General features: G+C 73.5%; 14 protein-coding genes. 6 read left to right on the top strand and 8 right to left on the bottom strand.

The genetic code is table 11. From position 1 onward, the window contains the following. Positions 1–171 precede the first annotated feature (171 nt). The 3 genes from ACFWN1_RS12200 to ACFWN1_RS12190 all read right to left on the bottom strand — a co-directional run bounded on the left by ACFWN1_RS12200 (position 172) and on the right by ACFWN1_RS12190 (position 2,343). The gene (locus ACFWN1_RS12200; protein WP_384360284.1) at positions 172–390 is read right to left on the bottom strand and encodes a hypothetical protein; all 219 of its coding nucleotides are present in this window, start codon (positions 388–390) and stop codon (positions 172–174) included. A 68-nt stretch (positions 391–458) separates the two neighbouring features. Continuing rightward, the gene (gene murQ, locus ACFWN1_RS12195) at positions 459–1,385 is read right to left on the bottom strand and encodes an N-acetylmuramic acid 6-phosphate etherase (RefSeq protein WP_384360282.1); all 927 of its coding nucleotides are present in this window, start codon (positions 1,383–1,385) and stop codon (positions 459–461) included. 52 nt (positions 1,386–1,437) lie between these two features. After that, positions 1,438–2,343, bottom strand: coding sequence for a MurR/RpiR family transcriptional regulator (locus ACFWN1_RS12190; protein ID WP_384360280.1), 906 nt, complete (start codon positions 2,341–2,343; stop codon positions 1,438–1,440). Between the two features lie 55 nt (positions 2,344–2,398). On the opposite strand from ACFWN1_RS12190, the gene ACFWN1_RS12185 reads away from it, so the two are divergent. Genes ACFWN1_RS12185 through ACFWN1_RS12170 form a run of 4 tightly spaced genes read left to right on the top strand, consistent with a single transcriptional unit; the run spans position 2,399 to position 4,470 of the window. Next, positions 2,399–2,797: a hypothetical protein gene (locus ACFWN1_RS12185; protein WP_384360278.1), complete on the top strand. Its 399-nt coding sequence runs from the start codon at positions 2,399–2,401 to the stop codon at positions 2,795–2,797. 13 nt (positions 2,798–2,810) lie between these two features. Further along, positions 2,811–3,086, top strand: a complete 276-nt coding sequence (locus ACFWN1_RS12180; protein WP_384360276.1) for a DUF4031 domain-containing protein — start codon at positions 2,811–2,813, stop codon at positions 3,084–3,086. A gap of 48 nt (positions 3,087–3,134) precedes the next feature. After that, positions 3,135–3,617 (top strand): hypothetical protein, encoded by a 483-nt coding sequence (locus tag ACFWN1_RS12175; RefSeq protein ID WP_384360274.1) that lies wholly within the window; start codon positions 3,135–3,137, stop codon positions 3,615–3,617. 19 nt (positions 3,618–3,636) lie between these two features. Beyond that, positions 3,637–4,470, top strand: a complete 834-nt coding sequence (locus tag ACFWN1_RS12170) for a hypothetical protein (RefSeq protein ID WP_384360272.1) — start codon at positions 3,637–3,639, stop codon at positions 4,468–4,470. Positions 4,471–4,581: 111 nt separating this feature from the next. Here the strand turns inward: ACFWN1_RS12170 and ACFWN1_RS12165 are convergent, their stop codons facing one another. From ACFWN1_RS12165 to ACFWN1_RS12155, 3 genes are read right to left on the bottom strand one after another with little or no spacing between them, the layout of a single operon-like run. After that, a complete protein-coding gene (locus ACFWN1_RS12165) occupies positions 4,582–4,884 on the bottom strand; it encodes a hypothetical protein (RefSeq protein WP_384360270.1) in 303 nt (100 codons plus the stop codon). A 48-nt stretch (positions 4,885–4,932) separates the two neighbouring features. After that, on the bottom strand, positions 4,933–6,036 hold the full coding sequence (locus ACFWN1_RS12160) for a GNAT family N-acetyltransferase (protein WP_384360268.1): 1,104 nt from the start codon (positions 6,034–6,036) through the stop codon (positions 4,933–4,935). A gap of 28 nt (positions 6,037–6,064) precedes the next feature. Then, a complete protein-coding gene (locus ACFWN1_RS12155) occupies positions 6,065–6,718 on the bottom strand; it encodes a hypothetical protein (protein ID WP_384360266.1) in 654 nt (217 codons plus the stop codon). A gap of 82 nt (positions 6,719–6,800) precedes the next feature. On the opposite strand from ACFWN1_RS12155, the gene ACFWN1_RS12150 reads away from it, so the two are divergent. Further along, positions 6,801–7,493, top strand: a complete 693-nt coding sequence (locus ACFWN1_RS12150) for a copper homeostasis protein CutC (RefSeq protein ID WP_384360264.1) — start codon at positions 6,801–6,803, stop codon at positions 7,491–7,493. Between the two features lie 126 nt (positions 7,494–7,619). On the opposite strand, the gene ACFWN1_RS12145 is transcribed toward ACFWN1_RS12150, so the two are convergent. Continuing rightward, a complete protein-coding gene (locus tag ACFWN1_RS12145) occupies positions 7,620–9,587 on the bottom strand; it encodes a HelD family protein (RefSeq protein WP_384360288.1) in 1,968 nt (655 codons plus the stop codon). Between the two features lie 346 nt (positions 9,588–9,933). On the opposite strand from ACFWN1_RS12145, the gene ACFWN1_RS12140 reads away from it, so the two are divergent. Further along, positions 9,934–10,140 (top strand): hypothetical protein, encoded by a 207-nt coding sequence (locus ACFWN1_RS12140; protein ID WP_384360262.1) that lies wholly within the window; start codon positions 9,934–9,936, stop codon positions 10,138–10,140. Between the two features lie 18 nt (positions 10,141–10,158). Here ACFWN1_RS12140 and ACFWN1_RS12135 read toward each other — a convergent pair whose 3' ends face one another. Then, positions 10,159–11,811, bottom strand: coding sequence for a DNA repair helicase XPB (locus ACFWN1_RS12135; protein ID WP_384360260.1), 1,653 nt, complete (start codon positions 11,809–11,811; stop codon positions 10,159–10,161). Positions 11,812–11,846: the final 35 nt, after the last annotated feature.

Here is an 11,846-nt window from a genome sequence, read left to right as displayed (position 1 = left end):
GGCCGCCGGGCACGGACGCGCCGCGCGCAGCGGGCCGACGTGCCGCTCGGCGGGTACCGGTGGCGGACCGCGGTCCCGCCCGAGCAGCCCGACGCCGGTGGCGGCGGCCCCGGTCACCGTCGCGGTACGGGACGACACCGGCGGCGACCTGATCCGGCTCGCCCGGTGCGCCTAGTTGTGGTGCAGCAGGCTGCCCTTGCCGCACGCCGGGGCCTGCTCCTCCAGTGGCAGCGGGGAGATCGCCTTGACCACCGGGGTCACCGTCAGGTCGGCCGCGCAGCGGGTCGTGTCCTCGGCCGTCCAGTGGTCGTCGGTGGCGGCGTGGGCGGGGGCGGCCAGCGCTGCGGAGGAGGCGGCGACGGCGAGGGCGGCGAGCAGGAGCTTCTTCATGCCAGGGGCAACGAGGGGGAGGGGTGGGCGTCACGCGGAGGCGGGCGGCGGGATCTCGCGGACCCTGCCTACGCCCCCGCGTTCCCCAGCGCCGTCCGCAGCCGTCCGTCGGACTCCGCCAGCAGGCGGGTGGCCGTGGGGCCGTCCACCCCCGCCAGGATGATCAGGACCGCGGTCTTCACCTCGCCGTCCGCCTCGGTCAGCGCCCGCTCGATCTCCGCGTCCTCCGCGCCCGTCGCCTGCGCCACGATCCGCCGGGAGCGGGTCCGTAGCTTGGCGTTGGAGGCGCGGACGTCGACCATCAGGTTTCCGTACGTCTTGCCGAGGCGGATCATCGTGATCGTCGACAGCATGTTGAGGACCAGCTTCTGCGCGGTGCCCGCCTTCAGCCGGGTCGAGCCGGTGAGCAGCTCGGGGCCGGTGACCACCTCGATGCCGTGCTCGGCGGCGGCTGTCAGGGCGCTGCCGGCGTTGCAGGACAGGCCCACCGTGAGCGCGCCGGCCGCGCGGGCGTGCTCGACCGCGCCGATCGCGTAGGGGGTGCGGCCGGACGCGGAGACGCCGACCACCGAGTCGCGTGGGGTCAGCTTCAGCGCGTCCAGGTCGGCGCGGGCCAGGCCGGGGGAGTCCTCCGCGCCCTCCACGGAGTTCACCAGCGCACCCGGGCCGCCCGCGATGAGCCCGACGACCTGGCCGGGGGCGGTGTTGAAGGTGGGCGGGCACTCGGAGGCGTCCAGCACACCGAGCCGTCCGGCGGTACCGGCACCTGCGTAGACCAGCCGGCCGCCGCGCTCCATGCGGGCGGCGATGGCGTCCACGGCGGCGGCGATCTCGGGCAGCCGGGCGGCGACGGCCGCGGGGACGCCGCTGTCCTCGCCGTTCATCAGCCGGGCGATCTCCAGCGTGGGCAGCAGGTCGATCCCGGCCAGCTCCGGCCGGAACGCCTCGGTGGTCAGGGTGGCCAGCTCGCTCTTCGGGCGGGGGGAGTCGGTCATCTGATGCGGCTCTTTCCGGTCGTCTCGAACGAAGGAACTCGAACGGAGAAAGCTAGCGCCGGGCGCTCCGGTGCCGGTGGGCCAGTGCCTCGTACGACGCGGCCAGGGCGGGGGCCGCGTGCTCGTACGTCCGTTGCGCCACGCCCACGAACAGGCAGTCCACCACGAGGAGTTGACCCGTACGGGAGGACATCGCGGCGGGCCGCAGCTCGCTCTCCCGGGAGGTGGCGGTGGTCAGCACGTGGTCGGCGTAGTGGGTGACGGGGGAGTCGGGGCGGCCGGTGACGGCGATGGTGGTGGCGCCGCGCTCGAAGGCGGTGCGCAGCGGTTCTATGACGTCGCCGGTCGAGCCGGAGTGGGTGATGGCGATGGCCACGTCCCCCGCGCGGAGCTGCACCGCGTTGGTCACCGCCAGGTGCGGGTCGCCCGGCGCGTGTGCGACCAGCCCGATCCGCAGCAGCTTCTGGGTGAGGTCCTGGGCGACCAGGCCGGACGCGCCGAGGCCGTACACGTCCGTACGGCGGGCGCCCGCGAGGGCCGTGACGGCCGCGCCGAGCTGCGCGGTGTCCAGTCCGGCGGCGGTGTCGGCGAGGGTCTGCTGCTCCTCGTAGGCCAGCTTGGCGACGACGTCGGTCAGCGGGTCGTCCACCGCGATGTCCGTGGTGATCGCGGGCGCGCGCCCGGACTCCTGCCGGGCCGCGAGCCCGGCGAGGGCGAGCCGCAGATCGCGGTAGCCGGGGTAACCGAGGATGCGGGCGGTGCGGACGACCGTGGCCTCGCTGGTGCCGGTCAGCTCCGCGAGCCCGGTGACCGTGAGGGCCGCGCAGCCGGCGGGGTCGCCCGCGACCGCCTCCGCCACGCGCTGCATGGACCGGGTCATGGACGGGGCGAGGGTACGCACCTTGGCGGCCAGCGAGCCGCCGGGGCTCCCGAAAGTTTCCTTCACGTCCTGGGTCACCCCTGAAAGATATTTCCGGTTCGGCGGGCGGGGCAAGAGTGCGCACAATGGGGGCATGGACGACGACGCCACCTACCCCGTCAGCCCGCTCGAACAGGCGCTGCACGCGGCCCGCGCGCTGGTGCTCGCCGACCTGATGGCGAGCGAGGTGGCCGAAGCGGACGTGGTCTCGCTGGTGGAGGAGTCCCTCGCACAGCGCCGCTGGTGGGTCGAGCAGTGGCCCGAGGGCGCGGACTTCGTCGCCGGACTGGTCGCGCAGGACGTGCAGGACGCGCTGCTGGACCGGCAGGGCCGCTGGCCGCTGTGCCCGGTCTGCGGCACGGGCGACCCGCACGCGCTGGACGTCGAACCCGAACTCGGCCCCGACCCGCACTGGGTCTGCCACGAGGCGGGCGTGGACGTCGCCGCCGTCGGCTCGCTGGCCCAGGGGCTGGCCGGGGACACCGCCAGGTGACGGCCGGCCCCGCGTGACCGTCTACATCGACCCGCCCACCTGGCCGGGCCACGGCCGCATGTGGTCCCACCTGGTCAGCGACGTCTCCTACACCGAGCTACACCTCTTCGCGGCGGCCCTCGGCGTCCCGCCCCGCGCCTTCGAGCGCGACCACTACGACATCCCAGCCCACCGCTACGCCGACGCGGTGGCCGCGGGCGCGGTGGAGGTACGCAGCCGGGAGGTGGTGCGACTACTCCACACGGCGGGGCTACGCAGACGGAAGGGACGGCGGGAACGGGGGGCGTGATTCCACCGCACCCTCTTCCACACGGCCTTCGTCGTCCCGGCGGAAGACGTGGCCGCAGGACACCTGACCGGCTACGGGGTCGCCACCTGGCACGGCTTCACGGACGGCATGTTCACCGTGCCCGACCTGCTCGGCCTCGCGGCCGACGCCGCGGGCGGAGCCGCCCACCACCTGACGACTGTCCAGCTCCCCGTCAGCCTCGTCATGATCGACCCCCTCGTCCAGGCCCTCGACGGCCACGGTCCCCTCGCGGCCGCGGCCGCGGCCGGCCTGGAAGTGATGGCCTCCGCGCCACTGCACGGCGGCGAACTGCCCGCGATCACCGGCCCCGAACTGACCGGCCTGATCCGCGCCGGACTCACTCCGGCGCAAGCATGTCTCCTCACCACCGCGTCGTGCCCAGGAGTGACACAGGTCCTTGTGGCCGCCTCCAGTGCGCCACACTGGGCGGAGGCGGTCGCCGCAGTCGCCCAACCCCTGCTGGATCTGGATCGGTTACGGAAGATCGTCGGTGTACTCACCTCCGCATGACCCCGCCACCGAAACCGCGATGCGCGCCCACCACCTCCGCGCCGCACACGCCCTCGGTGTCGAGCTGGAGCCTGGCAACGAGTTCTGGGGCTGGGCCGGACGCACCCTCGGGGCCCCCGCCCGCACCGCCACTGGCCGCCCCGCCTGGCTGCGCCTGACCTCCGCCCCCGCCGACAGAGCCACCGGCAAGCTCTGGGACGGTGCGGCCACCGCCGAACTCGCTCTCGGAAACCTCGGCGGACGCCGTCCCGCCCTGCTCGGCATGCACGACACCACCGAGGACGCCACCGCCTATCGAGCAGAGTTGTCCGCCCGGATCGACGCCCCCGTCCTGTCCGCGACGCCGGACCTGCATCAGGACCTGGATCTGCCGGACGCGTGGTGGAGGGACCTCACCGACACCCTCGACCTGCTCGCCGCCGTCCCCACCGACCGCATCGCCGTCCGCACCCAGTACATGGGACGGGCCATCCCCCGGTTCATCGGCATCCCCGCCCCCGCCGCGCTCTGCTGGACCACTGCCCACGCCGACCTGCACTGGGCCAACCTCACCGCCGCGCCGCTGCACATCCTGGATTGGGAGGGCTGGGGGAGCGCCCCGGCCGGATTCGACGCCGCGATGCTCTACGCCTACTCGCTGCGCCGTCCCGCCGTGGCTGCCCGGGTCCGCACCGCCTTCCCGATCCTCGCGTGCCGGGACGCCCTGGCCGCCGAGGCCACCGTGTGCGCCATGCTTCTCCAGACCGTGGACCGCGGCGACAACCCCGACCTCGCCGGCCCCCTGCGCACCTGGGCCGCCGAGCTGCGCGCCAGAGCATCCGACCGGCTCCGGGCGGAACCCCCCTCCTGGTGACCCGTACGTCTACGTCCGCGCCGAGCCGACGACGGTGCGGGCATGACGGAGCTGCGTGGGTGGGTCATCACGCAGGGCGGGGTGCGGGTGGGGCTGCTCGGTGGGCCGTCGTCAATCGGGGAGGTGGTCGGTGTCCGGGTTCGAGGGGTCGTCGCCGTACCGGTCCAGGAGTGGGTCCAGGAGTAGCAGGACGGCGATGAGACCGGCCACCGTCCCCGCGCCGACCGCCGGTGCGACCGCGCCCATGGAGGCGAACATCACCCCGACGGGCAGCGGGCCCAGGAGCAGGAAGAAGGGCCGGCCCAGCCGCGCCGATCCCGAGTCGCGGCCGACGCGGAAGCAGGGCGCACCGGACGCGACGAGCCGCAGTGGCACGATGAGCGGGGCGAACACGACGGCCGGGATCAGCGTCACGGAGGCTCCTGTGCGCGCGGGTGCGGCGGGCCCGGGGGGATCTCGTGGTCAGCCCGTGTACACGTACAGCCGCTGCCCGCTCTCCATGCCGTGGTCCTCGCGGGCGGCCTCTTCCTGCTTCGCCTCGGCGCGGTGGAAGCCGGCGCGGGCCAGGACGCGTTGGGAGGGGGCGTTGTCCGCTTCGACGGTGGCGACGACCGTGTGGACGTCGTCGCGGGCGATGGCCCAGGCGGTGAGGGCGCGGACGGCCTCCGTGGCGTAGCCCTGGCCGCGGGCCTCGGGGACGAGGTCGTAGCCGAGTTCCACCCGGCCCTCGGCGTCCGGGGTGCCGTGGAAGCCGATGCCGCCGACCGCGAGGCCGTCCGCGGCGCGGACCAGGGTGAAGACGCCGAAGTCGGGGCGGTGCACGCCCGCCTCGTACGCCTTGACCATGAAACCGGCCGCATCGCGGGTGCCCTCGTAGGGAGCGCCTCCGAGCCAGGTGAAGCCGCCGTCCCCGCCCAGGCGGAGGTCGCGGGCTGCGGCCGGGCGCAGACCGGTCAGGGTGAGGCGCTCGGCGGAGATCACCAGGTTGTTGTGCCAGCGCCAGCTGTCCACCTTCGGGCGGCCCGCCAGCTCGCCCCGCCCGGTCGCCCACAGCAGTGTCGGCCAGGCTTCCGGGCCCGGCTGGACGTGCGGGAAGAGCCAGGTCAGCACGGACTCGGCAAGCTCCTCGGGGGGTGTGTACGCCAGCCCGAGGCCCGCCGCCAGGTCATGGGTGTGCAGCAGCACCTCGACCACGCCCATCGCGGCGAACCCCTCGCGGTCGGCGCTGCGGAACGGGTACGGGTGGAAGGCGCGGTCCCCGGGCGCGGCGGTGTTCACCGCGGCGGCGAGCAGCGCGCCGGTGGTCTCCAGGACGTGCAGCAGGCCGTCATTGCCGACGCCGTCGTCAAGACGCAGCTCGAAGGGCACGTACGCGTCCCGCGCGTGGCCGGCGAGGTTGCCGGCGTAGGCGAGGAGGCATTCGGCGACGTGCAGGGCGGTGGCATGGCAGTCCCACTCCAGGCTCCCGGCGCGTACCGCCGTCCAGTCGCGGTCGGCCGCCGCGCGCAGCGTCGTCACGCAGCCGCGTACGGCCTCGGTCACCTGGGTACCGCTCATCGCTCGCATGCACGGAACCCTAGGGGGGTGCCCTGGCTCAGGGCGACAGCATTTCCAGCTCCCCCCCGAGGTTCCGGCGGGCCGCCGCCTCCCAGTGCTCCGACCCGTAGGGGGTACGGAACAGCCTTGGCAGGTCCAGGAGTTGGCGCAGCACCGCCGAACGACCCTCATGGAAGGCGTCGTTCGGCACGAAGTGGTACTCCTCGCGGACCCCGGCCGTGTAGGCGGCGTACGCGGAGGGCGCCGAGGCGAGGATCGCCAGGTCGGCGTCGCACAGCACCTGCCCGTTCCGGTCGTCCTCGGCCGGGTCGTGGCCGACGGTGAGCCGGACCAGCCGGGCCACCTCCGCGACCTTCGCGGCCGGCACCCCGGCCTCGGTCAGCGCCCGCTCGGCCAGCCGCGCGGAGCGCTCCTCGTTCTCCGACCGGTCCGGCAGGTACACCGCGTCGTGGAACCAGGCCGCCAGCTGCACGAGGCCGGGGTCGTCGGCGTACTCCGCCAGCGCGTCGACCCGGTCGAGGACCGCCGTGAGGTGGGCGAGCGTGTGATAGCGCCGCTGCGGCTCCTGCCAGCGGGCGATCAGATCACCGGCGTACGGCGCCGGGTCCGGGCCCTCGCCGGGCGCGCGGGCGGCCTGGAGGGCGCGGGCGAAGCGGAGCCCGAGGTCCGCCGCGGTACTTGTGTCAGCCATGTGTCCATTGTTCCTGTGATGCGGTGCGGGGCGTACCCTGGAATTGGACTAGACCTGTTGCCGCCGTCGGAATTGGGGTGCCATGAGCAAGCGTGCGGTTCTGGAGGTGATCGCCCTCGGCGTCGAGGACGCGGTCGCCGCCCGAGCGGGAGGCGCGGACCGGCTGGAACTGGTCACCGACATGGCGGCGGACGGGCTCAGCCCCGACCCCGCCGTGGTGGCCGCGGTCCGGGCCGCCGTCCCGATCGACCTGCGCGTGATGCTGCGGCTGGCGGACGGGTTCGCGGCCGGCGATCTCGCCCGGCTGACCCGCACGGCCGCCGAGCTGCGGGCGGCGGGCGCCGACCAGTTCGTGCTGGGCTTCCTCGACCCGGCCGGTGACGTGGACCTCGCGGCGGTCGAGGAGGTCGTGGACGCGCTCGACGGCTGCCCGTGGACCTTCCACCGCGCGATCGACCGCGCCGCCGACCGCGCCGCGCTGCGCAGGCGGCTGAGCGGACTGCCCGGCCTGGACACCTTCCTCACGGCGGGCGCGGCCACGGGCGTGGACGACGGCCTGGACACACTGACGGCCGAGGCCGCGCACACCGGCACACCGGGGTACGAGCCCCGCATCATGGTCGGCGGGGGGCTCCGGCTGGAGCACGTGCCGCAACTGCGTACGGCCGGCATCGACGCCTTCCACATCGGCGGCGCGGCGCGTCCCGAAGGGTGGACCGGGCCGGTGTGCGCGGCGGCGGTCGGGGTGTGGCGGGGGGTGCTCGACGGGGAGTAGGCGGGCCGGGGCGGGAGGGCCCGAGCAGGCGGTTCGCCGGGCCCGCGCCCGTGCGTACCGCTGTCGTCGTCGGGAGCACGTGTCCCCCTCAGCGCGAGGGGCGCGGGCACACAGCCGGCGGCACGCTCAGGCGCTGAGCTGTGCGGGCAGCGGCCCGGTGTGGGTCATGAGCAGCCCCGAGACCGCTCGGGTCAGCGTGACGTACAGCCGCCGCAGGCCGGTGCGTTCGTCGGGCTCGCCGTCGACGACCGCCCGGGGCTCGTCCAGGACCACGTAGTCGTACTCCAGACCCTTGGCGAGCGAGGCCGGGACCAGGGTCAGCCGGGTCTCCTCGGTGGTCTCCTCACCCGGCGCGAGGAAGCCGATCCCGGCCGCCGTCAGAGCCCCGGCGAGCGCGGGCACCCGGGCGTCGGCCGCGATCAGACCGGTCGAGCCCTCATGGCGCAGCAACTCCGCGCAGGCGGCCACCACTTCGGTGAGGCCGTCCACCGTGCGCACCTCGAAGAAACCGGGGTTCTCGCGGACGGAGGCGACCGGGGTGAGGCCGGGCGCGATGTGGGGGAGCAGCCGGGACGCGTACGTGATCACGTCCGTGGGCACGCGGAAACCGGCGGTCAGCTCCTCGACGACGCCCTCGGCCTTGCCGAGATGGGCCAGCGCCTCGGCCCAGCTCCGGGTGGCCCAGGGGGTGGTGCCCTGCGCGAGGTCGCCGAGGACCGTCGCGCTGCCGGTGGTGCAGCGCCGGCCGACCGCGCGGTACTGCATCGGGGACAGGTCCTGCGCCTCGTCCAGTACGACATGCCCGAGCGAGTGCGTGCGCTCGATCAGGTCGGCCGCCTCGTCGATCAGCACCGCGTCGGCGGAGGACCACCTGGCCGACTTCACGCCACGCGCCGGCCTGGCCCACAACAGGGCCCGCTGCTCGTCGTCGGTCAGGACGCCCGCCGCGTGCTCCGCGAGGAACTCAGCGTCGGACAGCAGCCGCAGCACCAGCCTGGCCGGGTCGGCGGGCGGCCAGACGGCCTTCACGACCGCCTTGACGGCGCTGTCCCGTGCGACCGCGTCCTGCACCCGGTCGTCCGGCGCCTCCCCGGCCAGCTCCATTCGCACCAGCACCGCGTGCGCGATCCGCTGCGGCAGCGCCTCGCGGGCGGCACCGTAGCGGATCTCGCGGGCCAGCAACTCCCGGACGATCTCCTCCAGTTCGTACGCCGGGACCCGCCAGCGCCGGGAGCCGCGCACCACCATGACCGGCTCGGTGGGCAGCGTCACCTGCGCGTACAGCGCCCGGCGCAGCACCTCGGCCATCCGGGCGTCGCCCTTGAGCACGGCGGTGTGCGCCTCGTCCGTGCCGCGTACCTCGACGTGGCTCACCAGGTCGTCCACGGTGGCCTGCTGGACGCTCAACTCGCCCAGTGCGGGCAGCACTTGCTCGATGTACTGGAGGAAGGACCGGTTCGGCCCGATGACCAGGGTGCCGGTGCGGGCGAGCCGTTCCCGGTGGGCGTAGAGCAGATAGGCGACCCGGTGCAGACCGACCGCCGTCTTGCCCGTACCGGGGCCTCCCTGCACACACACCGTGCCGCCGAGCCCGCTGCGGACGATCTCGTCCTGCTCGGGCTGGATGGTGGCGACGATGTCACGCATCGGGCCGACACGCGGCCGCTCGATCTCCCGCTGGAGCAGCTTGCTGGTGGCGGCCGCCTCCGCCGGGTCGGACAGGTGCTCGTCCTCGTACGCGGTCAGTTCGCCGCCGGTGTAGCCGAAGCGGCGGCGCAGCCCGACGTCCAGCGGGTCCTTCCTGGACGCCCGGTAGAAGGGCTGCGAGACCGGGGCGCGCCAGTCGATGACCATGGGGTCGCCGTCGGCGTCATGGACGTGCCGGCGCCCGATGTAGAACTTCTCGCCCTCCGCCCCTTCCGCCCGGTCGGCCCCGGGTGCGTGCAGGTAGTCCAGCCGGCCGAAGAACAGCGGGGTGTCGCTGAGGTCGGCCAGCGCCCTGATCCGGTCGTCGATCTGGCGGGTCAGCACCTGGGCGTTGACCCAGTTCGCGGCGACGTCCTTGATGTCCAGCGCCTCCACGTCCTCGCGCATGGCGCGCAGGGCGGCCCGGGAGCCGGCCAGGTGGGTGCGTTCGCGGGTCAGGGGGGCGCGGGGGTCGTCGAGCGGTTCGGGCGCGGTCGCGGACAAGGGAGTGCCTCCGGTTGAACCTGCTGGGTGGTCGCTGGGGCCGGATACGGCCCGGGGGTGCCGTCCGGTTACCGGCCGGGCGGCGGCACTCCGAGGGGGAGGCGGGCAAGAGCGGAGATTGTAGGCGGAACGGGTGGGGAGAGGCCAGCGGATTTCCGGCACCGTCGCTGCCCCCGAGGCAGAGGGATCGCTTTGAGAAGCGGCCCCAGGGTGCGTTCCGGACTTATGCCGCGAGTCCCACCATGGAGACATGAGCGCAGCGATCCTTCACCCCGCCCCGCCGCGTCCGTCCGGAGCCACTCCGGTGGCCGGCGGTGACCACCACCACGTCCTGGGCGAGGCCCTGCGCGCGATCAAGGTCTACGCGCAGGCCGCGTTCGGCGTGGTGATACTCGGCGAGTACGGCGAGGAGGCCGGCGTCCACCGCAGCCACGGGGACGCCATCGGGGACCCGTAGCCGGGCCCGCTCCTCGTCTCAGTTCTCCTTGGACCCCTCCGCCAGGATCTCGTCGGCGTCGACGATCCGGTAGGCGTAGCCCTGCTCCGCCAGGAAGCGCTGGCGGTGGGCCGCGAAGTCCTGGTCGATGGTGTCGCGGGCGACGACCGAGTAGAAGTGCGCCCGGTGGCCGTCCGACTTGGGCCGCAGCACCCGGCCGAGCCGCTGGGCCTCCTCCTGGCGGGAGCCGAAGGTGCCGGACACCTGGATCGCGACGGTCGCCTCGGGCAGGTCGATGGAGAAGTTGGCGACCTTGGAGACGACCAGCACGCTGATCTCGCCCTGCCGGAAGGCGTCGAAGAGCTTCTCCCGCTGGGCGTTGGAGGTCTCGCCCTTGATCACGGGCGCGTCCAGATGCTCGCCCAGCTCGTCCAGCTGGTCGATGTACTGCCCGATCACGAGGATCTGCTGCCCGGCGAACCGGCGCACGATCGCCTCCGTGATTTTCCGCTTGGTCGCGGTGGTGGCACAGAAGCGGTACTTGTCCTCGGACTCCGCGGTGGCGTAGGCGAGCCGCTCGGAATCGGTGAGGTTGACGCGTACCTCGACGCAGTCGGCGGGCGCGATGTAACCCTGCGCCTCGATCTCCTTCCAGGGCGCGTCGAACCGCTTCGGCCCGATCAGGGAGAACACGTCGGACTCGCGGCCGTCCTCGCGGACCAGGGTCGCGGTCAGCCCGAGGCGGCGGCGGGCCTGGAGGTCGGCGGTGAACTTGAAGACGGGGGCGGGCAGCAGATGGACCTCGTCGTAGACGATCAGACCCCAGTCGCGGGAGTCGAAGAGTTCGAGGTGCGGGTAGACACCCTTCCGGCGGGTGGTCAGCACCTGGTAGGTGGCGATGGTGACCGGCCGGATCTCCTTCCTGGTGCCGCTGTACTCGCCGATCTCGTCCTCGGTCAGCGAGGTCCGCTTCACCAGCTCGTGCTTCCACTGCCGGGCGGAGACGGTGTTGGTGACCAGGATCAGCGTGGTCGACCCGGCCTGCGCCATCGCCCCGGCGCCGACCAGCGTCTTGCCCGCGCCGCAGGGCAGCACCACGACACCGCTCCCGCCGTGCCAGAAGTTCTCCACGGCCTGCTTCTGGTACGGGCGCAGCGCCCAGCCGTCCTCGCGCAGGTCGATGGGGTGCGCCTCGCCGTCCACGTAGCCGGCGAGGTCCTCGGCGGGCCAGCCCAGCTTGAGCAGGGTCTGCTTGATCTGGCCCCGCTCGGAGGGGTGCACGACCACGGTGTCCGGGTCGATCCGGGCGCCGACCAGCGGGGTGACCCGCTTGGAGCGCAGGATCTCCTCCAGCACCGGCCGGTCGGTGGTGGTGAGCACCAGCCCGTGCGCCGGATGCTTGCTCAGGGTGAGCCTGCCGTACCGGTCCATGGTCTCGGCGATGTCGACGAGCAGGGCGTGCGGCACGGGGTACCGGCTGTACTGCACCAGCGCGTCGACCACCTGCTCGGCGTCGTGCCCGGCGGCCCGCGCGTTCCACAGGCCGAGGGGGGTGAGCCGGTAGGTGTGGATGTGCTCCGGAGCCCGTTCCAGCTCGGCGAAGGGCGCGATGACCCGGCGGCACTCGTCGGCCCGCTCGTGGTCGACTTCGAGAAGCAGGGTTTTGTCTGACTGGACGATCAGGCAGGACACACATACCTCCGGAGATAAGGTCGTCTCGTGACAGA

It is taken from the genome of Streptomyces sp. NPDC058459, assembly GCF_042721685.1.
GTDB lineage: Bacteria > Actinomycetota > Actinomycetes > Streptomycetales > Streptomycetaceae > Streptomyces.
This window is presented reverse-complemented; position numbering and strand designations above follow the sequence as displayed.